This window comes from Spiroplasma endosymbiont of Othius punctulatus, from assembly GCF_964019505.1.
Taxonomy (GTDB): Bacteria; Bacillota_I; Bacilli_A; order Mycoplasmatales; family Mycoplasmataceae; genus TIUS-1.
The window spans coordinates 215,436-241,294 of sequence record NZ_OZ026449.1 but is presented as its reverse complement, the minus strand read 5'-3'; the positions used below and the strand labels follow the sequence as shown (position 1 = coordinate 241,294).

Annotated in this window: 23 protein-coding genes; 6 read left to right on the top strand and 17 right to left on the bottom strand. The window is 28.6% G+C overall.

The annotated features are described in order from the left end of the window. Window positions 1-51 precede the first annotated feature (51 nt). The 5 genes from AACL07_RS01205 to AACL07_RS01185 all read right to left on the bottom strand — a co-directional run bounded on the left by AACL07_RS01205 (window position 52) and on the right by AACL07_RS01185 (window position 5,809). Window positions 52-1,158: a hypothetical protein gene (locus tag AACL07_RS01205; protein WP_338983928.1), complete on the bottom strand. Its 1,107-nt coding sequence runs from the start codon at window positions 1,156-1,158 to the stop codon at window positions 52-54. A gap of 18 nt (window positions 1,159-1,176) precedes the next feature. Continuing rightward, a complete protein-coding gene (locus tag AACL07_RS01200) occupies window positions 1,177-2,940 on the bottom strand; it encodes an AIPR family protein (RefSeq protein ID WP_338983926.1) in 1,764 nt (587 codons plus the stop codon). 331 nt (window positions 2,941-3,271) lie between these two features. Next, window positions 3,272-3,688, bottom strand: coding sequence for a hypothetical protein (locus tag AACL07_RS01195; RefSeq protein ID WP_338983924.1), 417 nt, complete (start codon window positions 3,686-3,688; stop codon window positions 3,272-3,274). A 245-nt stretch (window positions 3,689-3,933) separates the two neighbouring features. After that, a complete protein-coding gene (locus tag AACL07_RS01190) occupies window positions 3,934-4,485 on the bottom strand; it encodes a nucleoside 2-deoxyribosyltransferase (RefSeq protein WP_338983922.1) in 552 nt (183 codons plus the stop codon). 112 nt (window positions 4,486-4,597) lie between these two features. After that, the gene (locus AACL07_RS01185; protein ID WP_338983921.1) at window positions 4,598-5,809 is read right to left on the bottom strand and encodes an AIPR family protein; all 1,212 of its coding nucleotides are present in this window, start codon (window positions 5,807-5,809) and stop codon (window positions 4,598-4,600) included. A gap of 285 nt (window positions 5,810-6,094) precedes the next feature. Here AACL07_RS01185 and AACL07_RS01180 point away from each other — a divergent pair, with 285 nt between their 5' ends. The 4 genes from AACL07_RS01180 to murQ all read left to right on the top strand — a co-directional run bounded on the left by AACL07_RS01180 (window position 6,095) and on the right by murQ (window position 9,581). Continuing rightward, on the top strand, window positions 6,095-6,871 hold the full coding sequence (locus AACL07_RS01180; protein WP_338983920.1) for a MurR/RpiR family transcriptional regulator: 777 nt from the start codon (window positions 6,095-6,097) through the stop codon (window positions 6,869-6,871). A 94-nt stretch (window positions 6,872-6,965) separates the two neighbouring features. Next, complete coding sequence (locus AACL07_RS01175) at window positions 6,966-7,451, top strand: PTS transporter subunit EIIB (RefSeq protein ID WP_338983919.1); 486 nt, start codon at window positions 6,966-6,968, stop codon at window positions 7,449-7,451. A 24-nt stretch (window positions 7,452-7,475) separates the two neighbouring features. Then, window positions 7,476-8,660, top strand: coding sequence for a PTS transporter subunit EIIC (locus AACL07_RS01170; RefSeq protein ID WP_338983918.1), 1,185 nt, complete (start codon window positions 7,476-7,478; stop codon window positions 8,658-8,660). Window positions 8,661-8,678: 18 nt separating this feature from the next. Then, window positions 8,679-9,581 carry an N-acetylmuramic acid 6-phosphate etherase gene (murQ, locus tag AACL07_RS01165; protein WP_338983916.1) on the top strand — a complete coding sequence of 301 codons (903 nt, stop codon included), beginning with the start codon at window positions 8,679-8,681 and terminating at the stop codon, window positions 9,579-9,581. 254 nt (window positions 9,582-9,835) lie between these two features. Here murQ and AACL07_RS01160 read toward each other — a convergent pair whose 3' ends face one another. From AACL07_RS01160 to AACL07_RS01135, 6 genes are all read right to left on the bottom strand, one after another. Then, on the bottom strand, window positions 9,836-10,471 hold the full coding sequence (locus AACL07_RS01160; RefSeq protein WP_338983914.1) for a hypothetical protein: 636 nt from the start codon (window positions 10,469-10,471) through the stop codon (window positions 9,836-9,838). 449 nt (window positions 10,472-10,920) lie between these two features. Next, the gene (locus AACL07_RS01155; RefSeq protein WP_338983912.1) at window positions 10,921-11,121 is read right to left on the bottom strand and encodes a hypothetical protein; all 201 of its coding nucleotides are present in this window, start codon (window positions 11,119-11,121) and stop codon (window positions 10,921-10,923) included. A gap of 94 nt (window positions 11,122-11,215) precedes the next feature. Beyond that, complete coding sequence (locus AACL07_RS01150) at window positions 11,216-12,028, bottom strand: hypothetical protein (RefSeq protein WP_338983910.1); 813 nt, start codon at window positions 12,026-12,028, stop codon at window positions 11,216-11,218. Window positions 12,029-12,113: 85 nt separating this feature from the next. Then, window positions 12,114-12,659, bottom strand: a complete 546-nt coding sequence (locus AACL07_RS01145; RefSeq protein WP_338983908.1) for a nucleoside 2-deoxyribosyltransferase — start codon at window positions 12,657-12,659, stop codon at window positions 12,114-12,116. 31 nt (window positions 12,660-12,690) lie between these two features. Continuing rightward, window positions 12,691-13,650, bottom strand: a complete 960-nt coding sequence (locus AACL07_RS01140; RefSeq protein WP_338983906.1) for an ROK family protein — start codon at window positions 13,648-13,650, stop codon at window positions 12,691-12,693. Window positions 13,651-13,880: 230 nt separating this feature from the next. Then, on the bottom strand, window positions 13,881-14,945 hold the full coding sequence (locus AACL07_RS01135; RefSeq protein WP_338983904.1) for a glycosyl hydrolase family 18 protein: 1,065 nt from the start codon (window positions 14,943-14,945) through the stop codon (window positions 13,881-13,883). Window positions 14,946-15,068: 123 nt separating this feature from the next. On the opposite strand from AACL07_RS01135, the gene AACL07_RS01130 reads away from it, so the two are divergent. Beyond that, window positions 15,069-15,902 (top strand): hypothetical protein, encoded by an 834-nt coding sequence (locus AACL07_RS01130; RefSeq protein ID WP_338983902.1) that lies wholly within the window; start codon window positions 15,069-15,071, stop codon window positions 15,900-15,902. Window positions 15,903-15,996: 94 nt separating this feature from the next. On the opposite strand, the gene AACL07_RS01125 is transcribed toward AACL07_RS01130, so the two are convergent. The 5 genes from AACL07_RS01125 to AACL07_RS01105 are packed head-to-tail and all read right to left on the bottom strand — an operon-like array spanning window position 15,997 to window position 22,745. Next, complete coding sequence (locus tag AACL07_RS01125; RefSeq protein ID WP_338983900.1) at window positions 15,997-17,418, bottom strand: glycoside hydrolase family 1 protein; 1,422 nt, start codon at window positions 17,416-17,418, stop codon at window positions 15,997-15,999. Beyond that, window positions 17,408-18,301 (bottom strand): hypothetical protein, encoded by an 894-nt coding sequence (locus AACL07_RS01120; RefSeq protein ID WP_338983898.1) that lies wholly within the window; start codon window positions 18,299-18,301, stop codon window positions 17,408-17,410. The genes AACL07_RS01125 and AACL07_RS01120 overlap by 11 nt, the downstream gene beginning before the upstream one ends. Beyond that, a complete protein-coding gene (locus AACL07_RS01115) occupies window positions 18,276-19,223 on the bottom strand; it encodes an ROK family protein (RefSeq protein ID WP_338983896.1) in 948 nt (315 codons plus the stop codon). Before AACL07_RS01115 ends, AACL07_RS01120 begins: the two co-directional genes overlap by 26 nt. A gap of 1 nt (window position 19,224) precedes the next feature. After that, window positions 19,225-20,103, bottom strand: coding sequence for an ROK family protein (locus tag AACL07_RS01110; RefSeq protein ID WP_338983894.1), 879 nt, complete (start codon window positions 20,101-20,103; stop codon window positions 19,225-19,227). Window positions 20,104-20,114: 11 nt separating this feature from the next. Beyond that, a complete protein-coding gene (locus AACL07_RS01105; RefSeq protein WP_338983892.1) occupies window positions 20,115-22,745 on the bottom strand; it encodes a glycosyl hydrolase-related protein in 2,631 nt (876 codons plus the stop codon). Window positions 22,746-22,845: 100 nt separating this feature from the next. Here AACL07_RS01105 and AACL07_RS01100 point away from each other — a divergent pair, with 100 nt between their 5' ends. Next, a complete protein-coding gene (locus AACL07_RS01100; RefSeq protein ID WP_338983891.1) occupies window positions 22,846-23,679 on the top strand; it encodes a hypothetical protein in 834 nt (277 codons plus the stop codon). Window positions 23,680-23,686: 7 nt separating this feature from the next. Here AACL07_RS01100 and AACL07_RS01095 read toward each other — a convergent pair whose 3' ends face one another. Further along, entirely contained in the window at window positions 23,687-25,819 is a 2,133-nt protein-coding gene (locus tag AACL07_RS01095) for a fructose-specific PTS transporter subunit EIIC (RefSeq protein WP_338983889.1), read from the bottom strand. Window positions 25,820-25,859 lie beyond the last annotated feature (40 nt).

The window sequence follows — 25,859 nt, the reverse complement described above, 5'->3', positions numbered from 1 at the left end:
CACTTAATAGAATTATATAATAAATTATTATATTTTTAAATTTATAAAAAATTAATCAATATCATTAAAAATTTTGTTTTCAATAAGCACTTTTTCTATAATGCTTTTTCTAACATTTTTAGAAAAATTTACCGACTTCATAGAGACATCATTTCAATTAGTGTTTATCAAAATATTTGATATTTTTTCTTTATCTTTTAATATTTTTATTCCATATCCTCTTTTATATTCTGTTTCAGAAAAATAATCAAGTAACTTTATGTCATTAAACGTTGTGCTTGGTAAATAAAAATCACACTTATTAATCATTTTAACATTTCGTTGATCACTTGAATTGATACCATCTGAAATAGAAAAAATTTCAACATAATCGCTCACGCTTCTTTTAACTGTGACCGGGATTAATTCACAATTTTTCTTTGTTCAAATTTGGAAACAAACATTTAATTTTACCTTTGTTCCATCGGGATATTCGAATAATTGTAACGGTAACTCTTTACTATACAATAACTCAAGACCCTTTACCCTATTTTTTGGCGTCCCTTTACCATCGCTATTAAATAGCGGTGGAAGTATAAATGCTACAACATCAGCAAATTTACTAGCGTGATTAATGAAACGCAATGCCATGTTTCCCCTTAACCCAAAGGGCGGATTTCCGAAAACAATATAATCCCCATCTAATTCAGGAGCATAATCTAAAAAATCTATAATTTTATACTCATCGTCAATACCCTCTGTTAATTCGATTCCAATTCTTTTATCTTTATCCAACAACTTAAAAATATTACCAGCTCCGGCACTTGGCTCAATTATTTTAAAATCTTCTATATCTATTTCGATTTTTTTTAATTCAAATTTCAAAATCTTAAAACATTCTTTAGCTAATTTATCAGTAGTGTAAAATTGATCAAGCATTTTTTGGTTATTGTGTAGTTTTTTATAATTTATTTTTATAATATCTATATCTTCATTGGAATCAGAAATTAGATTTATCATTTTTTTTAAGTCAAAAGTATATTGAGTTGGAATACTATTTAATTTTTCTCATCTTTTTATTGTTCCAATATTTACACTTAGTAATTCACTTAGTTTTTTTATACCATATGAATCTTTTAAGATTTTAAAACTATTAAAGTTATTTTCCGCTAAATTCATTTATCTATATTCCTTAATTTATTTATTTTTTATCTCTTCAAATTCTTTAAACATAATTTTCTGAAAATCAGAACTTGTTGAAATACTTCTCAAATTTTCTTTCTTTTCATTATCATTTTTAATATAAATATTTAAAATAGTAAAAAAATCTTTTACTATTTTTTCAACCCTTTCAGGTGTCACAGGATCCAATTCCAAATATTTTATATAATATAACGATATAATATGATATCTAAAATTTGTTTTTGTAGCTTGTATTTTATCTAATGAAAATCCTTCCACGACAACGGCTGATTTATTTATGTATTTTAATATATTTCAAGACATATAAGTAACATTTACCAAAAACATTTGGTTATCTTTAAAAAATACTTTTTCAAAATTTGCCATACTATTGAAAAATATTTTAGTTCTATTTTTGGCAATCGCAGGGATTTTTTCTTTAGTTGCGGCGTAATATTTTGCAGTCGAATCTGGCGTAATAATGAAATTTTTATCAACATTTTTTTTATTTGAATAATACTTACGTCTTCTTTCAAAAAATAAACCTTTGGCTTTGAAGTCGTGCTCTAATGATCTCAATATTTGTTGATTTGCCATTTGGGTAGATGTATTCATTTGATTTTGCGTATTTGAAGCCTTAATTATTTTTTCACTTTTTTTGTCATCTTTAGTTTTAATAATTTTTATTAAAACTTTCCTTTTGTCTTCTAACTTCATTACATTTAAATAATTTGGGTTTGATTCCAATGATTTTTTTATTGAACCAACAATTGAATAAGATGTTTGCAGACCATTTATTATTTGAGGATTAACTAATTCAATAGAATCCCCTATAGGTGTCCCCATGTCCTCAGCAATAATTGTAATACCGTTATTTAATCATCAAAAATCTAGTTCGTTTTCAGACATAATTGTATTGGAAATATTCTTATTAATATCTGTTGAGTTTTGAAAAGCCCTAACATTACTTTCAAATAGAAATTCATTTATTTCATTATTTTCACTAATAAAATTATAATAATCATAAACGGTAGACAGCATAACATATCCATCATTTTCCGTTCCAGAAAAAGTATCGATAAGATTCTTTTTAAAAATTAAATTTTTGTTAAATGGTTTTGAAAAAATATTATCTTTAATAAATTCTAAATCATTTTCAATTACGGAGATATTTTTTTCAGATATCCCTATCTGACTTGAAATATTTTTTAAAAAGTTATTTTTTGTTTGTATATAGACATTATCACCTTTATCGATATCATTAACATCTCCAATATTACATATATTTATTTCCACTTTTACTGAATTGTCAATTGGTCTTTTTTTAAGACAAGATGAAATTAGTTTCTGTCTTATTTTTAGATTTTCATTTTTTGTTTTTAGTTCACCATTAAAAAGTAATGGTAAATAAGAACTTAAAGAATTAAGAGTTGTCATCGGTCAAGACGAATTAAATTTTGATTGATTTATTATTATATTAATATTTCAAGGAACTATCCCCTTTAGTTGTTTGAGGTCTTCATCGACGGCAATGAATTTTCTGTTTATATAAATGGCAATAGCATCAACAGCAAAGTCTTGACCGCCATCAGTGAACATGTGCTCATAAATTGTTTCAAGGGGTTCAGAAATATTTTTTGAATTCAAAATCGAATGCATAGAAACAATGGTGAACTTTGACGAGTCGTCAAGACTGCCATATTCATCAGGAATAACTTGATCTAAAATTTTTAGAGCAACTTCCCTTTTAAAATTTTTTATTTTTTTGTTAGCACTCACTTAATACCTCTCTCAAAATGTTATATTAATATCTTATATCTAAATTGCTGTTTTTAAATATTATAAGAAAATAAATGATTCTATTTATTTTAAAATTTTCTTTTTACTGAAGTCAAGTGATCTACTTTAAATCTAAAACCTGATATAACTGCAAATATGTATTTATCCTTATTGTTTATAATTTGTTCAACCACTAACCCAAATTTCATATACAGCTCTGAATCATTGCTATCTAATTCAGAGATAACAAAGGCACCATCTCTTACACAGTTATAATCAACTTCAAAGATCAGAGTTGTAACTAACGATAAAGAGTAAAGTATTACAATTACTAAATTTCTTTAGTCATATTTCAAAAAAGAAATTTATCATAAAATTCCAATGATCTTTCGATATCTTTTAAGACCCTAAAATATTCATTAGATATATTCAAGTGATTGCCAACTTGTTCTAACACATTTTCAATTTCCGTCTTTTTATTCACCAATAATGACAAGTGATCATCGGTAAGAATCACAATATATCCACCATCTATTTTAATATTTTTTATATTATTATAAGAAATTTTAGTATTTTCTTTTGACAATTCTATTAAAAATATCATAATTGAAAATCTAATTGATATCGCAACAATTACATCACTGAAATTATAAGAAAGAAGAACAAATAATGTCGATAGTGCGGGGAAAAATATCATTTCAATATTCATTGCAATATTAATATTTTCATTTAAATTTAAGTTTTGCATTTTTTAGTTGTATCTTCATATTTATACTTAACATCTTCATATTTTTTATTTAATTTTTATTTATCCTACTTAGCGCTCCTAGGTTACGCATTAATCTATATACGCTGATACACATAATTATTCACAATATAAACAATACTGGAACTATTGTTAATTGATTGCTTTCCATATTTATCACTCCTATTTAATGAAATTGTAGTTAATTTATTCAGCCAAACAAAAAAAACAACTTAAAAGTTGTTTTCTTATTTTCAAATATTTTTGATATCAAATTGTTTTAGATAATCTTTTGTATCATTGTTAACAATGGCTTTTATAGCTTCTCTTGCTGACTTGTGTGAATCACACACAATAATTTGTGGGACTTCGCCTTTAACTAATTGTTCATAGAAGAATGCTCCAGAAAACATTTCGTTTAATCCAAATCCAGGTATTTCATTTCCAAATGATCCTGATTTAAATCTAAAGTCAGACACAATTGCAAATAAGTATTTATCTTTATTGTTAATAGCTTGTTCAACTGCTAAACCAAATTCCATATGAGTACCTGAATCATTGCTATCTAATTCAAAGATAACAAAGTCAGCGTCTCTCACACCGTTGTAATCAACTTCAAAGATCTTTTTGTTAGTTGGTCTTTCGTGTTTAAATTCATCTGTGTCAATTGGATTGTCAACTATAAATGAAGGAAACATTTTTCTCAATTCGTTTCCTTCATTTTTTCTTGCTGCTTGTTGTGCTTCATTAAACATGCTTCCAGCATTGTAAATGTATTTTTTGTTAAAAATCAAACTCACATCTAAGACGAGCGATTTGCAAAAAAAAAAAAAAAAGACGATTTTATTCGTCTATTTTATTTATCCTGAACATTTGCTACACATCAAAACAAAAAACACATTAGTTTATAAATTAACTATTTGTTTCAAGCATATGTAGTTTTACTTCTTTCTCAAGAACTCTTCACAGCGTCTTGTCTTTTCCAATTGTTTCCGGAGATCGCTTATCGGAATCGACAATTATATTCAATAACTCTGATTTAACTTTTTTAAAAATTTCTATTGGATCAACCTCATTTTTTCAAATAAATTTAGAGCCTTCGGTATTGTAATCAATCAAAGATCTAAAACTAGACAGTATTGGAAATAAAATTCCTTTATGAACAATTAAATTATTTTTTAACTTAGTTTTAGTGAACGTTGTATAGTTCACAACTTTTTTTGCTTCAGCTTTTCCTACAGAAATTGCTCATTTTTTTTGATTGATATCAATATTTGAATAAAGTGTTTTTTCAATTTCTTCATACAATTCAAATATTTTTGGAAATATATTTGAATATATTAATGGTGCCTCTTGAATTTTTTTAGAATCGCCTTCATCCGAATATTTATTAAAAAATTTTGTTTGCGATACCCCTTTCCCGCTATACGAATGTATCGGAAATGTCCCAATTTGAAAAAGGCTTAAATTAAACACATTAGTAACCGCAATGATATCTCTGATATTTATTGTTTTATTTGGAAATTTTTTGTTTTCAAACATTTGATAATATACAAAATCGCTCCACGCTTCTTTTGTAATTAAATTTTTAAATCCATCATACTCGTCTCTTTGTTCAATTAAAGACTCCATCGTAACTTTCATTGATAGGTTTCTAGACTCTGATAAATCAATAATAAATTCTTCTAGTCTATCACCTGTAAAAATTTCAACAAATACATAACCTTCCAAATCTGGATTATCTTTTAGTTTTTCTAAAATAATATACAAAGTATGACCACCATCTATATTTCCATTAATTTTTTCATTTTTAAAAGTTATTTCAACTTTATTTTCAATATTGTTAAAAACGACATCATCCGCTGCAAATAGGATTCCTTTATTGTATAAGTGGAATGATGTGGGGTCATCTTCCAAACTGTGTTCAATCGCTTTACCTACACTTGTATTTGTATTTTGAAATCTTGGATTTGTTTCCATTCATTCAAGTATGTTTTTTTCATTATTTAATAGGGATTTTAATTCTATATACATAATATATCTTGTTAAATTTGAACCACTATCATTTGGTTCTTTCATTTTTTTAAATTCTTTCACATTGAAAGAAAATTTTTCTTTTCTCATATTTTTTTCCTCTTGAGTTTTTTTTTTTTTTTGTTTAACAAAAAAATAGAACAAATAAATATTTGTTCCATAAATTAATAAGTAAAAGAAATACACAAAGTATCGTGACAATTTTTGTACTTACCAAAGAATTATTTTATTGTAATCGCACTGATACATAATTCTGATTTATGGCGTCTTTGTTAGACATAAATAATTTATCACAAATTCCCAGTTAAGTCAAATAAAACGGATAATGACGTATATAATTTTCACTTTATGGTTAAATTAATTTATAGGTACAAAATGAAAAAATCAGCTTATCAATTTTTAATTGAAAACAAAGAAAACGAGATATTATTGCAAACAATTTACAAAAGATTATCTGAGCACCTTAGTTTGGACATTAATGAAATTGCAAAAGAAAGTTTTATTTCTAAATCGGGTATTACTCGTTATTTTACAACTCATGGTTTTGATGGTTTTAAGGAATTTAAATATATTCTTTTAAACGAAGACCAATCATTTGATAACACTATTTCTAAAGAAGAAATAGAAGATGAAATAATGTTTAAACCAATTCAAATAACCTCTTCTTTGAATGAAGAAAAAACATACTTAGATTTAATTAAAAAAATCAAAACTGCAAACACAATTTATATTCATGCAATTGGTGGTAACAACTCTGTAGCATATGAACTCCAAACCCGTTTAGAGCGCTTTGGTTTTAAAACGACTTTTACAACCGATACTCATCTTATGTATGTAAAAATAATGAACGCTAAAGAAAATGATCTTTTAATTGTATTAAGTTATTCTGGAGAAACCAAAGAAACCCTAAAGATAGCAAAAGCTGCAAAAGAAAGAAATATTACCATTGCATCAATTACAAGAAAAAGTGAGAACTCACTTTCTAAATTAAGTGATATACAACTGTATACAGATAGCTCTGATTCAGTAGTAAAAATTATGGCATTAAAATCAAGAACTTCTATGTTCTATATTGTATTTAAGCTAACCATCTTAATTTATTCAAGTGATATTAAAAAATATAATTCAATTCTTAAAAATAATATTTATTAGAACTAGTTCCAAATTATGGAACTATTTTTTATGACACTCCATTGCATTGTGTTGCTGTTTTTATAATACAAAATAAACATATAGGAGAATACTTATGGCAAAACCAAAAGATGTCGCATTACAAATTAAACAAGTAATTGGTGAAGAAAATATTATTTCTTACACAAATTGTATGACTCGTTTACGTGTAAAAGCAAACCCAAGCTTTGACAAAGATGATCTTAAAAAGATTGATGGAGTTTTAGGATTGATAGTTGCTGGTGACGAATATCAAATAGTTCTTGGACCAGGATTTGTAAATAAAGTTGCAACAGAATTTGCAAAAATAGTTACAATTCAAAGTTCAGGACAGATTAATGAGAATTTAGATATAGGCTCAGATAAGTCTGCTGCCGAAGTTGCAATTGAAACTAAAAAACAACTTCGTGGAACTGGTGGATTACAAAGTTTCTTAGCAAAAATATCAAAAGTCTTTACCCCTTTAATTCCAGATTTTATTGGAGCAGGATTGCTAACAGGAATTGCAGGAATTTTGTCTTCGACTGTTGGGGGTGATTTTACAGGTCACGAAACACTATAAACATGAAATAATGTTTTAGGAATAATGTTAACCCTTCTAACAAATGTGTTTATCATTGCTGTTGGTTGAAGAATGGCGGAAGAATGAGGAAGTAATCCCGGAATTGCTGCAACAATTGCAGCAATATATACACCATTTGCAGGAGCTGCAATGGCTGGATTATTCATTCAACAAGGTGTTGACGGTTATAACTTTTTAGGAATACACATTTCTAATATTGAATCTAATTGATTATCTGTTGGGTTTGTAACCTATGGGACATCCGGAATTGCTGGTATTGGTGCTCCCCATGCTGGATTAATTGGAGCTATGATGGCAGTTGGAATTACAATTGCTATTGAAAAACAATTTAGAAAAATAATGCCAGGTGCATTAGATACAATATTAACTCCTGTGTTTGTTATATTCACAATGTTAATGGTTAACTTATTTTTAATAATTCCATTAGCTGGATATATGTTCACAGGAATTACATGATTGTTTAACAACTTATATACAAATCCATTTGGAGCATCAGTATTGGCTGGTATATTCTTATTTGCGGTCGTATTTGGGGTTCATCAAGGATTCTTACCAATATACTTTGCATTAATTGAAAATACAGGTGTTAACGGATTATTCCCAATACTTGCTATGGGTGGAGCTGCGCAAGTTGGTGTAGCAATTGGTTTATATATGATGTCTGAAAAAGGATCATTGCTAAGAAAACAAATTTCGGGTGCTATTATCCCTGGTTTCTTAGGAATTGGTGAACCATTAATATATGGTGTAACTTTACCAAGAATTAAACCGTTTGTTGTTTCATGTATAGCATCTTTCTTTGGAGGTTTCTTTATTGGGGCTGTTAGTTTCTGAGGTGGTGTTCAATTAGGTATGAACGCCCCTACTGGACCTGGTGGTTTAGTTGCCACAATTATGATGACAACAGCTGATGGAAACGTATTGGTTGGAGTATTCGTATATTTAGCAGCATTAGTAATAACTTATGTATTAGGTGCAGCATTTGTTATCTTTGCTTATTCAAAAATATCAACTAATGGTGTAACAAAAACAAAACAAATTTATAAATCAGATATTAATATTGGTTTAAAAATTTGTTGAACACTATCTTTTATAACAATCATCGGACTATTTGTTCCATGAATTGTTTGATATAACAAATTATCAACTCAACAAAAACAAGAATTGAAAGGACAAAAAGTTGAATAGCTTTTTGAAAAATGAAAAATGAAAAATATTAACTTAAAAAATATTGATACAGAAAAAAGAAACTCAAACTCAAAAGGTCTTGATCTTAAAAGTACAGTTGAAGTTTTAAAAACAATCAATAATGAAGATAAAAAAATAGCTATTGCTATAGAAAAAGAAATTAATGTAATTGCAAATATTATTGATTTAATATTTGAAAAATCACTTAAGACTAATGGCCGCCTATTTTATGTTGGTGCTGGATCATCAGGAAGAATTGGAGTACTCGATGCTTCAGAAATGCTTCCAACATATGGTGTTGGAGATAAAATCTTTGGTATCATGGCTGGTGGCGATAAAGCACTAAGATTACCTATTGAAGGCGCTGAAGATAATGAACAATTAGTAATTGATGATTTAAAGAGCTTTAACTTTAACAAAAATGACTCTGTAATCGCAATTGGAGCATCAGGAAGAACACCTTATTGTATTTCTGCAATCAAATACGCAAAAGCAATTGGTGCTCTTGCAATTGGACTAAGTATGACTTCTAATTCCGAATTTAAACAACACACAGAACATGCAATTGAAATAGTTTCTGGACCAGAAGTCGTAACTGGTTCAACACGTATGAAGTCAGGTACCGCTACTAAAATGGTTGTAAATATGATTTCAACCACTCTAATGATTAAGTTAGGAAAAGTATACGACAACTTAATGGTTGATTTAAAAGCCACAAATGAAAAATTAGTTTCTCGTACAATTGGTATTGTACGAGAAATAACAAACGTTGAAGATGAACAAAAAATAAGAACAACCTTAGAACAATCAAGTTGAGATTGTAAACTTGCAATTGTAATGTTATCTAAGAACTTAAATGTAGAAGAAGCTAAAAAACAATTAGAAATTAACAATAACGTTTTAAGGAAAGTAATTAACTAATGTTAAGTGAATTCAAACCTTGAAAACGCAACACAATAATATTGATGTTTTTAATATCAATATTATTTTTTATTGTAGGATCAATATTATTTGGTCTTGTGTCCATATATATCGCCCTTCCATTTTGAATTACCTCAGTTGTATTATTATTAGCAACAACAATTGTTTGGGTGGTTTTTAGTAAACTATAAAAAAATAGTGCTTTATTAAACTCTTCATCTCACTAAAAATTAAATATAATAATTTGTTCTTTATTATTTTTTATTTTTATTTATTATCTTTTTAAGACTAGCATCCATATGTGGTCTGTAGTTCGCAGAAAAAATACCAACCTCTTCTATAATGAATTCTTTATTATTTTTTATTTTCTTAAAATTAATACATTTATCAACAAGAAACCCTACATCATCTTTAGGTTTTAGTTCAAGGAATAAAAAAGCAACTTCAATTGATAAAGGGTTTATTAAATTATCAAGAACATAATCAACAGGTCTTCTAAATTTGTCTTTATACTTTGAACCATAACTTTTAACATAATCAACAACTAAGTTTTTTCAAAATATTGTATTATCCATGTAGTAATGTTCAATGTTGACAAATAGCATTCTTTCTATTTGGCTATCTTCACCTCAAATGTTTAGTCTGAGCTTTTTGTTTATCTGACTTATTAAATTTTTGAGATCGTCAAATTTAATACTACGTGAGATTTGTTGTGGCTCCTTTACTTCTATTGTTGTTTTTGTTAATTTAATATTTTTACTTTTGTCCAACGATAGCTTTTCAAGTTTATCTAAATATAACTCCGAATTAACTGTATGAGTTTCTATTTGGTTTAATGCCATGAAAGTCGCCTTACCAAATCTAGTGCATTCAATTTTTTTTATAACCATATTATCTTTTTTTAGTAAAAAGTCAGGACTTTCCGTTTTCACTATTTCAATTTTTATACTATTTTTAAAAAACAAGCTTATATACGCTTTGATCATGGAAAGTTCAATGGCTAACTTTGGGGGGATTTCAATTTTATCCACTTGACGCATGCTCGAATCAAAAATTTCTCTAGAAAATCAATTTATAAATAAAAAATCATCACTATTAATAAATTTAATTTTGGAAATGCCCTGAACATTGAATATAAAGTCGGACTTTGTTATTGACTTAATATGTTCATTATTGTTTTGGATAAAACCAGCAATTGAACACCTAAGTGAAATTATTGGTTGACTCTTTATAAAATTCACTTACTCCACCTTTTCCTTGTAAAAAAACGCTATCATCCTTATTCATTTTTAATATTTTGGTAAAAGTATTAATGTTTACTAACAAATAACAATTTAATTTAATTATATATATTGATCCATTTGTTTTGAATTTTTTTTACTAATTGCCCTACACACAATATCAGCTTCACCGGTTCAGGTTTTCCTGGTCATGGATAGGGATTTGGTTTAACTTTTGAATTTGGATCATTAACTATTTTATATTCCGTTACACCAGATAATAACAATGTTCCTTTAATATCTTTAACTCGAACAAACATTGTTTTCTTTAATTCAGAATTTAAAAACCCCTTTTATAGTCAGCTTCTCAACAAGCAAAAAGACGATTTTATTCGTCTTTTTGCATTTAATTATTTAAGCATTGTCTTTTATATATGTAAAACTAATCATTGTTGAATTAAATAAACCCATTTTCTCACCATAATCACTTGCACTTATTATTATTGATAATTTTACAGATTCAAGTTTTTGCATTTCGTCAATATTATCTTGTGTAAATTCAGTCATTGTCCCTGGGATATAAAGTTTTGAATTAGTATCTAAAACACTCGGCCCAAAAATAAGTGGTGTAGTTCTACCGATTTCAGAATTTCTAAATTCCTCATAGAATCAAGTTTTTAATTGTAATTTGATGACCTCAATATTTGAATTAGGTCATCTATACATTGCTCTAGGTGGCATCACATAATTTTGTAAACCTGGTTCAGTACTAAAATCTAATGTCTGAAAATCAAGTACTACAAACATTCTCAATTCACCATATAGACCTTTTTCAACACCTGTTTCATTTGGTACAAAGACTGTATCTACTCAAATTTTACCAGCACCATTTTTTCCATATGTATCATCTGCAGTTAGGGGTTCTCCAGTGATTGCATTAGTTCTACTCAAAACTTCTAAATCTAATCACGAAACTTCTAATCCGGCCTTGCTAAGAGCGGTTGCACCAGCTCCTTGAAATTCTGCCTTACTATCATTAAGCCCCAAAACAAAGTAAGGTAATTTTCTTAATACTTCAGTGCTTCCACTAGCTTCAGAAATGTCTATTGTTTCAGTTTTTTGTTCATTGTTATTATTAATTTCTATTATATTATTTGCACTCATAACAACTCCAGCAGATGGAGTTATTATCATTGATGCACTTAATAAACTTAATAATATATTCATACTAATCCTTTCCAACCAACCAACCATTAAATTACTATTCAATAATATTTTATAATAAAAAACCACAGTTAAAATTCTGTGGTTCCTATTTTCAAATATTTTTTATATCAAATCGTTTTAGATAATCTTTTGTATCATTGTTAACAATGGCTTTTATAGCTTCTCTTGCAGACTTGTGAGAATCACACACAATAATTTGTGGAACCTCACCTTTAACTAATTGTTCATAGAAGAATGCTCCAGAAAACATTTCGTTTAATCCAAATCCAGGTATTTCATTTCCGAATGATCCTGATTTAAACCTAAAGTCAGAAACAATTGCAAATAAGTATTTATCTTTATTGTTAATAGCTTGTTCAACTGCTAAACCAAATTCCATATGTGTTCCGGAATCATTGCTATCTAATTCAAAGATAACAAAGTCAGCGTCTCTCACACCGTTGTAATCAACTTCAAAGATCTTTTTGTTAGTTGGTCTTTCGTGTTTAAATTCATCTGTGTCAATTGGGTTATCAATTATAAATGAAGGAAACATTTTTCTTAATTCGTTTCCTTCATTTTTTCTTGCTGTTTGTTGCGCTTCATTAAACATGCTTCCAGCATTGTAAATGTACTTTTTATTATTTCTCATATAGTTATTTCTCTAATATAGTTTGATTGTGTTATTCAACACTATCAAAGTTGTCTTTACCATATTCATAAATACCTTTAGCTCCAACTCAACTTTTTAATGATGAAGTTCTAAGTTTTAAGTTTTCTAAAAATAATGGGATTGTAAATCTTTCTAATTGTTTTTGAATGATATCTAATAATGGTTGTCCTAAATTAGATACACCACCAGATATTACAATTGTTTTTACATCAAGTGTATGAATAGTAACTGCCATTGATTTTGCCAATGGTTCAAGTCTACTATTAAAAATATCAATAATTTCTTTATCTTTATTGTTGAACAATTCAACAATATCAATTACTTTTAAATGTCTTTCGCCTTCAGCTAAATAAAGTTTATTTAAAGGTCCTTTAGAAATTTTTGCAACTCTATTTATTTCTCTTTCAATTCCTCGGGCTGATGATATTAAATCAACACATCCTTCAGCTCCACAAGTACATTGTTTTTCATTTTGAAAACCACCACCGTGGCCTGGTTCTGATGCAAGTCCTGTATTATCTCCAACAACTAATTTGTTGTTATAAATAATTCCGCCACCAATTCCAGTTCCGATTGTATAAAGAGCCATTGAACTTGATTCACCTTTTAAACCAATACTTCATTCTCCGTAAGTAGCTGAACTTGCGTCATTTAATACAAATACTTTTTCTTTATTAAATATTTTTTTAGCTTCTTCTAAAAGTGGGTAGTTTTTTCAACCTAAGTTTGTAGCAATAAGCACTACTCCGTTGTTCATATTTAATAAACCAGCAATAGCTATCCCAACAAAATCTAACTCTTCTAAAGTCATATTGTGTTCTTTTAGTTTTACCTCTGATCCATCTTTTATTTCTTGTAATACATTTTTATTTTTACCTGTTTTAATTTGGAATCTATCAACAATTTCATCTTTTACAAAGATTACACATTTAGCTGTAGTTCCTCCTAGATCGATACATAGTGATTTCATATAATTTTCCTTTCATGAACTCTACTTATATTTTATATGATTTGTAATAATTTTGTTATATACGAGCAAGCTTTATGGGAAAATTTTCTAACTTTAATTGTAAATTTTGCAATAAAAACAAAGCGTAAAAATTTAATCTTAAATTGCTATTGGTTTAAGTTTATATCTCACATTAAAACATACGCTAAACCAATTAAAATATAAAAACCAGTATTAACTGGTTTTTTAAATTAAGCATAAAACTCTTTTAAATAATATTCAATAAAATTATAATTTGTATTTTTATCTCAGTTTATAGATCATGTCATCAAACCTTTTAATTTGATATCTTTTGCGGCAAGTAGTTCTGTAGCTTTTTTTATATCTCCAGTTTTCACTTGTCCGTTAGCTGCCGCATCTTCATTTGAAGGTAATCCTCATATTAATTTATTTGCATCAATTTGATAAAAGTTATCTACACCTTCAACAATATATTTAGCAATTAGGTATAAAAATTCTCCTTTTAGTTCAGCATCATTTTGAGGCAATCAATAAATATCTAAACCCAATTCTACTCTGTCTTCTTCTTGTAAGTTTATCCCATCACCTGCTTGGTTATAGAATTGTGGACTTACATAATCGTAGTAACCTTCTAATTTTTCTAAATACGGTAGGTAACTTGTACCAACTTTATTTGTTTTTAAATATGGGAACTCTGGGGCCATTGAAATAATAAATTCTCTACCTTGTTGTGCAAGTGTTTCTTTGATTTCAATTAAAGCTTCAGGAATAACTGTTTGGTTATCTGCTTCGTCAATCGCACTTTGTTCTAGGTCAATATCAATTCCATCAAATCCAAACTTTTCAACCAATCTTAATATTTCATTTTTAAATTCATCTTTTTGATTAACGGTTAATGAAATGTGGGCATCTGCTCCACCTAATGATAAAACCACTTTTTTACCTTGTGCATGTAATTGTTTAATTTCATTTGCAAAAAATTCATCTTTTTGGTCTTGATTCATTTCAGGATGAGTGGCCACAAGTGGAATAAATGTTGGCATTTCACCTAAATTATATGATTTCATAAATGAAACATTTATGACTGTATATTCACTAGGAACCTCGGTTAAATCAATGTATTTTGCTAACCCCCCTTGGTATCCAATGGCATCATCAAAGTTGTGTCAGAACCCAACTAAAATTTGATCTTCTTGTAAGTTTATTAAGTTTTTATTGTTACTGTTCAGTGTTGTTGTTGCAGCACTTCCGCCAAGAAGTGTTGTTGTTGCTACAAGTGCTAATAATGTGTTCATATTTTTTTGTTCTCCTATAAGTTATAAAACTTTCTATTATTTTAACATTTTAGATAAAATAATCCAATATTTTTAGATATTTCACAATATTTTGGTAAAATATATTCATAATGAGATATAAAAATGAAAAAATTATTAAGTTCATTAGGTCTTGCAGCTATTTCGGTATCTGCAATAACTAGTTCAGTTGTTTTAACAAACAACGAAAAAAACATTAACATTAGATCTTTAGACGTTGAAGGACAAGATATTAGTGTTGGTAATAACGGTATTAGAGGAATGGATAAAGCGAGGTATATGACATTTGAACCCAAGTCATTAGGTGATACATACATTGCTTCTGCAGTATTATCAATATTAAATGAAAAAGGAATTAGTGCTCGTTGAGAAGATAAAATGTTTGATGTAACTTTAACAAATATGAAAGATGGTAAACCCGTAACTCAAGAACAGACTAGTTCTGGTCTTATAGGTGCAAACACATTATGAATGCAGGTTAACATTAAAACAAACGAAGTTTCAGAAGCACAAGGTCTTATTGGAGAAATGCATTTTACATATTACATGAATTTCCCGCCACTAGACTTGAATGATTCTATTTTGACAAACTTCATATTATTTGAAGATCATTCATATGACTGATATTCTGCAAATGACCTTCAAGGAATCATTATGCAAGCAGACGTGTGAATTTATGAACAAATAATGAGAACACATGGTTCTGATATATTATATGACACACCCTATTCACAAGATAGAATTGATCACCACACAAGTAGACCAATCTATATTGAAGAAACTAGTCAATTATTTACACAAGATATGTTAGACAATATGTTAAATGGTGAAAAAATTAATCTTAAGTTTCAGTACTTTCCAAATGAAAAAGGTGAAAAAACAGGCATTATAGGTTCAACAATTGTACATATAACTTTCGAAAAAGGTAAAATGCATTAATAAAATTAAAAAAAGAATGAAATTAAAAATCATTCTTTTTTATTTGTTTGCCATTGCTTAAAATTTTTATAAATAAAAAAATAAGATTTTCATCTTATTTTGTAATACTAATTCGTGTTAGTAATTCGTCTTGAATTTCAATTTCATTGCCATTTGTTATAACTTGATTCATTCAATAACCAGATTCTTTAATTGTTTTTTTACCTGTTTTTAAATCTAAACTTACAAACCCATATCTGTTTTTAAATGAGTTAGCCCAAGATCAACAATCTATAAATGTTCATGTATGATATCCAAAACAACTACTCCCTTCAGTTATAGCTTTATGTAATCAATAAAGATGTTCTTTATAGAAATCAATTCTATATGTATCATTTATCTTTCGGTTTTTATCCATATATCTTTTTTCATCTTCGACACCCATTCCATTTTCTGCAATAAATCATGGAATGTTTTTATATTCATTTTTTATAGTCATTGCAATATCATAAATGGCTTCAGGAAAGATTTCTCACCCTCTATAAGGATTGATTCTTCTATCTTCTCAAATGTAGTCCTCAAATCAATTTCAAGGCTGTGGTGCGCTTTTATTTGTTGAAGCCTGTACTCGTGAGGGTTGATAGTAGTTAACTCCAAGGAAGTCAACTATACCATTTTTTAAAATAGTTTTATCTTCTTTGCTTAGTTCAAACATTTCATTTTCTTTTGTAAGAAAATTTATTAGTTCTTTTGGATATTCACCTTTTGTAACAACATCTAAAAAGAATCTATTAAAAATTAATTCACGTAATTTTGCAGCTTCAATATTTTCTTTGCTTTTGTCTTTTGGATATGATGGTGTCAAGTTTAAAATTATTCCAATTTTTTTAATGTTGTCACCTTTAAATATCTTTTTGAATTCAACCACAGACATTGCATGAGCGATCATCATATTATTAGCCACATCAATAAAACGGTTAAAATCTTTTACGAATGGAAATCAGTGTCCATGTAAGTAATGATTTTCTGAAGCAGCTACAGGTTCGTTAAATGTTGTAAAATGGTCGACAACATCTCCAAATTGTTCAAAACAAATTTTGGCATATTTTGAAAATGCTTCTGAAGTATCTTTATTTTCTCATCCGCCTTTTTCAAAAAGTGTTTGAGGTAAATCAAAGTGATATAAATTAACTACTGTTTTAATATTGTTATTTTTTAATGTTAAAAAATAATCTCTATAAAACTTAACTGCTTCTTGATCAACTTCAAAAGTTTCAATGTTTTTAATTAATCTAGTTCATTGGATTGAAGTTCTAAAACTGTTTAGTTTTATTTCGTCCATTAGTTTTATATCTTCTTTATATTCTTCAAATGTATTGCAAGCTTTATCTGGTCCAATTTCGCCTCAAAAATCTTTTTTATTCGTGTTGAATCAATTATCAAATACATTTTCATTTGCTTTATTTTTTGTACCCTCTGATTGTGGTCCGCTAGTGGCTGCTCCAAATCAAAAATCTTTATTAAAGTTAATTTTCATATTCTTCCTTTTTGCTCTTTACTTGAATTGATAAATCAAATGTTTCAGATTGATTTGGTTTTAAAGTTAAGATTCCTTGCTTGTTTCCTAAACTTGAATCAATAATTTCACCCGAATAATCAGGCAATCCTCATCAAGGTTCAATGCAAACATATTCTTTTTTCTTCCCCATTTGTCACAATAAAATATTAGGATCATTTTTATTGTCAAACGATATTTCTAATATTGTTTTTTTATTTATTAAATTTAAGCTTCTTATTTTTGAATTAAACGCCAAATATGTATTTCCCTTTTCAGAAAAGTTTAGCTCATTTAATTTAAACTCTTTTAATTTAATGTTGTACTTAAAATCACTTTTCATAAACCCACTGTTATAATTTAGACCATCGCTGAATAATTCATGTGCTGGAAATTTAATAACAGAGTCACCACTAACACTAAATGATGGATGATATCCAAAATTGTAATACATCAATTTATTATCAATATTTTTTATTGTTGATCTAATTTTTAATGTTTCATCAATTTCAAAAATATCAATCATTATTTCAAATTTGAATGGATACTTTTGAAATGAGTTGTTATCGTAAGTAGTTTTAAAAGAAATACAATTTTTAGTTTTGTCTTCCAATATTCAATTTAATTCATGTAAAAATCCATGCATTCTAATCTTATATTCTTCATTGTTATAGGTGTACTTATCATCATTTAATTTTCCACATACTGGGAAAAGTATTGGAAACGCTTCTTTTCAACTGTCTTTCAAATTGTAGATTATATTTTCACCTTTATATTTTATATATTCAATCTTAAGATTACTGGGATTCATACCGACTTCATAACCGCCTATGTTGTAGTTATTTTTTAAAATTATCTTTTCCATACTCATATACACCACGAGCTCCGACCCAGTTTGTTAACGCAGATATTTCTGTTTCCAGTGTATTTAGAAATAATGGAAGCACAAATCTTGATAGTTGATTTCTTAAAATTTTGATCAAACCCTCACCTAAGTTTGATACACCTCCAGAGATAACAATTGTTTTTATATCAAATGAGTGAATAGTTACTGATATCGATTTTGCTAAAGGCTCAATTGCATCATTAAATACACCAATCACTTCTTTATCATTTGAATTGAACAAGTCAACAATGTCAATTATTTTTAAGGTGTTTTGTTTTTTGAACAGTTCCCCTAAAGCACCTTTAGATTTACTTGCAACTTTATTTAATTCTCGCTCAATTCCTGTTGCAGACGAGATTGGTTCAATACAACCCTCCAATCCACAAGGGCAATCAAATTCAGTTTGAAAGCCTCCACCATGTCCTGGTTCCGAGGCTAGTCCTGAGTTATCACCAATAACTAATTTATTGTTGTAAACTAGACCACCACCAATTCCTGTTCCAATTGAGAACAATGCCATTGATGTTGTGTTACCAGAAAGACCAATTTTTCACTCACCATATGTTGCAGCACTGGCATCATTTAGAACAAAAACATTTTTGTTATTAAATAGTTTTTTTGACTCTTCTAAAACTGGATAATTATTTCATCCTAAGTTAGTAGCTAGTATTGCTGTCCCAGTTTTCATATCTAATAAACATGGAACCGCAATTCCAATGAAATCAAGTTGTGTTAAGTTAACGTTGATTTTGTTTAATTCCACCACACATACGTCAACAATGTTTTTCAAAACATTGCTTCTATCAAGAGTGCCAACTTCAAAATTATTAGTAATTTCATCATTTTCAAAAAGTACGCATTTAGCAGAAGTTCCACCAATATCAATACACAATGCCTTCATATTATTTACCCCTCTTCACTAATTGATTTGCGCCAATTAAATTTGAATCATTCAAAAATTTACACTTATCAATTTTAAAATTTTGAATCATACCAGACCCCGCATAAAGTTCACTTACTTTTTTATTTAACAATTTAAGGAACAATTCATTTGCGCTTATTGCTCCTCCAATTAATACCTTGTCCACGTCAATTGTAAAAGACACATTTAAGATGGCTCTCGCAAGATTTAAAATTTGTTTATCAATGATTTCTTTTGCTACCTTGTCTATAAGATAACAATCATATATTTCTTTACCACTTTTTGAAGTGTTAGATATTTGTTCGTACTTATTTGTTAAAAAATACATTCCAGCAACTTCAGATAAGTTTGTGTACTTTCCATTATAGTTGTGTTGGAAGAAATACCCAACATCACCTGCAATCAGATTTGATCCTTTATGAATTTTTCCATCAATTACAATTCCACCACCAATTCCAGTTCCCAAAACTAATATGAAAAGGTTTTTGCTGCCAACCCCGTTACCTTGTGTGATTTCGGCCAATGTTGCGCACTTGCCATCATTTTCAATGTAAACTGGTTTTTTAAATCTTTTTTTAAATTCATTTATAAAATTAATTTTGCTTAAGTTTTTAATTGCTGACAGTCCACCAATGTTACCTGTTTCGGAATCAACTAATCCAGATGAGGAAATACATATATTATCAATCATTTCAAAATCATTAATACTTTCAATATATTCCACTAACTTTTTCAGCAGTTCTTTTGACTCAATATTTCCACTTTGGTTATATTCGATTGTTTCTTTTTTGACAATTTTTTCATTTTTAAAGAATGCAACTTTAGTAGACGTTCCTCCAAGATCAAAACATAAATTCATATCTTTGCTCCTTACACTGATTTTCCTGGTAATAAAATTGAGATGATTTGATTTTGTTTCACCTTAATGTCTACAACACCAGAAGTTACAACTTCTTCTTTTAAATTTATAATTTTTACTTTTGATTTTTCACCGTTTAACAAAACATTGAAATTAATCTCTTCTTCTATTGGGTTATAACCTCTGATTATTACGTCGTTACCATTTTCAGATTTTTTAACACTTTTCACAATAAAGTCATTGTTAGAAATGCTAATTTTATTTTTAATAGTTGAATTTTTGTCCGCAAAATCCAAGAAGAATCTATCAAATTTTTTGTACAGGTTATTCAAATTTTGATTTTGATAGTACATTGGTTTCGCGATATACTCTTGCCCTTTTACAAAATGGTTAACACCATCTCTCAGGTCGATCATGAAATTAATTTCATAATCATAGTTATAAAGTTTTGACTTATCTGTTTTGATGTTATATTCGCTAGTACCGCTAGCTCTACCTGGTCTTCACAATAAGTTATTTCTTCCTAAAACTGAGACACTTCTAAATAGTGTTAGTGCTAACGTATTTTTACCAATCATCTCATATTCATTTAAACCGTTTACATAAAAGTAGTGGCTGTTTTTCAAACCTACAACGTTTTCAAAAGATTCAATATTAACTGGTGCTTCTTTTCAACCTTCTTGTTTTCAGTTTTTAAATGGCTTATTAATTCTTGTAGATGCACTATAACATTGATCAAATGAACTTTCATTTGTATCAATGTTAGACTCACTAATCAGTCTTCATCTAATTTCAGTAGATAAGTTTTTTGTATTTAGTTTTACATCAATTGTTGAATCTTCAAATTGAAGCAATTCCAAAGTAATGCTTTGTTTTAATTTTTCAGTACTTACTTCAGATTTTGGTACTTCATATATAAGTTCAATATTAAATCTTTTAGCGTTGTCTTGTTTAATTTCTGTAATTTTTGATGAAACTAGTTTATTTATTAAAACCTTATTTTCTTGTTTGGGTGAGTAGTCATATGAATCTCCGGCATCAACTTCTGCCTCTAAACTTAATTTAATTTTTTTATTGTTTGTTTTATCTGCGATTAGAATTTTGTTTTCTTTTATTTTAATATCTAAATTAAAATCATTTTTTGATTTAGATATTATATTTTCTTCTTTAACTAAACTAATAATTTTAAAATCACTTGGTTGAATTTTTAAATCAGTAATCAGTAAATCATATTCATAGAACGCATCAGAATTTGAAACGTCTTCACCTTTTGTCGAAGCTTTAACGACCATACCGTCAGATTGTTTCCTCTTATCAAGGATCGAGAAATTTACTTGCTTACTTTCTGAATCAAAAAGACTAAAATCTTGTTGTTTTGTGAATATTGTAATTTTTTTATTAAATACAGTTTCTGTTAAGTTTGTATTGTATATTATGATTTCTTGCTCTTTTAATTTAATGTTGTTTGCAATGTTTTTTAATATCTTAGTTTTAAGTGATTCTACGATATCTAATGACTGTTCAATTCTATTTAAAATGTCATCATTTGTTCTATCACTGTTGCATCCGCCCATACTATCGTGCGCTTGAGATATTAGGATATTTTTAACAACTTTGTCTATAAAATCTTTTGCATATTGTTTTGAGTTTATGAATCACCCTACCATTAATGGCTCTAAGTTTTTGTATAATTCAACTTCTAGCTCTTTCATTTTAAGTTTTATATCTTGTCTTTGAGAACCAATTGTCTTGTGAATTCTTGATAAATATGGTGATTTAAGTTCTTCATTTATCTCAGGAACAGACACAATGTTTTTATTCAGGTCTTCAAAGAAAGAGTCATAATCACTCAATACTCATTCGTCGTTTGAATTATTATTTATTGATTTAATAAACTCTTTTAGCCTTTTCATAATTGGCGCTTGATCTCCACCAAGTGGAACTAATAATCTATTTGTATTTGGAGACTTGTTTTTTAACTCAGAAACTAAATCTTTTGTATTGTTCAAGAAGTCTTTTGCAATTTGTTCTATGTCACCATCTTCCATTTTTAAATATGGAAAGTTTGCACCAAATGGTCAATATCCATATAAAAAGTTATAAGATAAAACTTTGCTTCCATCAACACCTACTCAATTATTTATGATCCCATTGTTTTCTAAAATGTTTTTGGACACACCCCTTCAATATATAAAATTTTTCAATCCAAATTGATTATATATTTGTGGCATTTGTGAATTGTGTCCAAATGAGTCCGGAACATACGCAACGCCAAGATGATCTGCTCCTATTTTTTTACACTCATTGATTCCCACTAATAAATTTCTAATAATTGATTCCGATGTTACATTGTAAAAATCAGGTTGTGTATATCAGGGTCCTACGATAAATCTTTTTGACTTAGTATACTTTATTATTTTTTCTTTAATTTTTTCATCTTTTTCATATTCTAAGAAGTCATCAATTATTGAAAGTTGGCCATCATATGTGAATGTGTCGATCTCATCATTTTCTAACATTGTTAGTAATTTTTTTATATTATCAAATAGTAAAATGTCACTATCTTGTTTAGTGAAATATCATTCTTTATCCCAATGTGTGTGTGGCACAACGTGTATTTTTCATTTATTTTTGTTTTCCATATTCTTTTTCTCTTCAAAAATATTTTATACTTTTTGGAATAGCAGATATTCAGTATTGAATTATTACCAATTTTTTGGAATAATATTCCAGGAGATACTTATGATTCTAGACCTACACAAACTTACAGAAAAACAATTAGAGTTTTACAAATATAGCATAAAAAATATAGACAATTTTATTAACATGACTGTTAAAGAAATTGCCGAGACATATGGATGTGGGATCAGTTTTATTTACACATACTTTGACAAACTAAAAATATCTGGAATAAAAGATTACATATCTAAACTAACAATAGAAACAAATAGCAAGGACAACATAATAAAAAATGTACTTGAGCCCTCAAGTATAGATGACCAACTTCTTGCGATAAACATTCAACAACAAATTGATGACTACAATAAAATAAAAAACCAAGTAGAAAAAATAAATCAAATCAAGGAATTATTTTATTCATCTAAAAATATATATGGTGTCGCATTTGGACACTCAAAATTAGCGATTGAAGATTTAATTGGATTCTATTCTTTTGTTGATCCAAAAATCGAACTTACAAATAGTGAAACAATTAAAAAAATTGAACCCAATTCAGTTGTTGTGTTTTATTCAGTCAGATTTGTAAATAAAAAATTCAAACAAATTTTAAAACAAATAGATGAAGTTGAAAATGTTAAAAAAATCTTAATTACAAGTAGTCCTAAAAAAGGTCTTGCTTCTATTTTTGATGTTGTTTTTTATGTAAATAACGTGATGCAAAAACAAGAAAATTTAAATTTCAACTATTACCTTGGACCACTTAATTGTTTTATAATGTTTAATAATTTTTTAAAATCTGAAATTTTTAAAGACAATAAAAAAGAGCTCCTTGAAAACAAAATGTTTTTGAAAGAGACTCTTGGTTGAACTGATTATTTAATTGCGAAAGATATTTAATTAAATATTAAATTTCGTTTTCGCCATTATCTTCTGGTTTTTCAAATCAATTTTTTGGATTAACCATGTAAACAAATCTTGATTTGAAGTTTGTTCTAAATTGCCTTGCTTTATATGATCTAATTGCTTTGCTTCCAACAATTCCTTGTTGTTCAAGTGCTGCAATTTTTTTTGCTTTTGCTTCTTTTATTGCTTCTTCATATTCTGGTACTCTATTTCTTAGTAAACCATATACAAATGCAGTAAGTACTGCACCAGATGCTACGGATAGTATTCATAATAATCCGAAGAAACTATTTTCCATATACCCGATGTAAGCACCTAAAGGTGAACCTAAACCACCATAGAAACTTATTCCAAATAAAGACACTAGTGCACCAGCAAGAACAGATCCTGCCATGTTTGCCGCAATTGCCTTCAATGGTGTTTTAAATGCAAATGGAAGAGCACCTTCTGTAACTCCTACCAAACCCATTGGTAGAGCTGCCTGCCCTGCTGCAATTTCTGTTTGTGAGAATTTTTTTCTAAATATCATTGTTGATAATCACATTCCTAATGGTGGTACAGATATCGCTGCTTGAACTGCAGTTTGTGGTACAAAGTTTGGATCACCATTTGCAAGTGTTGTTGTAAATATTACAGTCGCAACTGTTAGTGTTGTTTTATTTATTGGTCCGCCTAAGTCAATTGCCATTAGTGCTGCGAATAACATCCCGACACCAAGACTTGCTCAAATTCCACCAAATTCATCTAACTTACTTAAACCCATAAATAGCATTGCCATTATTCATGTCATCGGGCTTCCGATAACATATACAACTATTAAGAATGTTAGAAATGATGTCACTAGCGGAACCACCATTAGTGACGATACTGGTTTAATAAATGGGTGTCATTTTATGTATCTCATTCCACGAACAAGATAACCAACTATAATCCCAACTGCCAGTCCCCCAAGAAAACCAGCACTAACTTGACCATTTAATTCACCAGGTAGATCAATTAAAGTAAATTTAGACATCAATGCCCCATCATTTATGAAGTAACCACCGATCAATGCGGCAGGCATTGCTGGTTTACCACCTAGTTTGAACGCAAGAAACATCGATAGCATTGGAACCATCATTATTAGTCCAATGTGCCCAAAGTTTCACAATGCTTCTACAAATGCATTTGGAAAAGCTCAGGTACCACCCTCAATATTACCACCAGCTGCCATTGCGTTTGGTATCGCCATCAATATACCACCAACAATTGTTATTGGTATCATGAAGCTCAGTGCTGACATTACTGATTTCCCAAGAATATTTCCTTTTGATTTATCAGTATTACCTATTCTAAGTTTCCCCAATTTTTGACCTTTACCATAATCTACTTCGGCTGCAAATGCATTTTCAATAACCTGTTTAGCATTCTTTATTGCAGGTCTTGTACCAGTTTCATATAATTTTTTTCCAGAAAAAGGTGTTTTGGAAATTGTTAAATCAGCTGCAATTACAACACATTTAGCATTTTGAATTTCCTTTTCTGTAAGTACGTTTTCTGTAATTGCACCCCTAGTTTCAATTTTTATTTTATATCCCATTTGATGTGCAGCTTCATATAATGCATCTCTTGCCATGTACGTATGGGCAATACCTGCAGCACATGCAGTAATACCAACTATGTCATAATCTTCATCACTGCTTTCATTAATAAATACAGCATTAATACTATCATTAATTATTTTTACTTTATCTTCGCTACTAGCTAATTTGAAGTTATTTAATTTATCTTCGCTACTAAATATTGTTGAAATTTTTGACAACACATTCAAGTGTTCGTCAGCTTTTGAATCTGGTACAAATATACCGACTGCAAAGTTAGTTTTTTTTGCATCTAATGAATCAAAGTCAGAGTCATTAAATTCAACAATGGCCAAAGTTACTTCGTTGATAAACTTGGATCTAGAGTGCGGAATCATCAATCCGTGCTCAAACGCAGTGCTGCCTTCCAGTTCACGACTCAATATATCTTCAAGTAACTTTTCTTTGTTGGTAGTTCTTTTCTCATTAGAGATAAGTTCAATCATAACTTTAAATAAATCTTCTTTTGTTTCAATGTTATCAACTTTGCTTATTAAGTTCTTGTTTAATATCATTTTGTCTCCTTGTAATTATCGAACATCGTTTGCATACAAA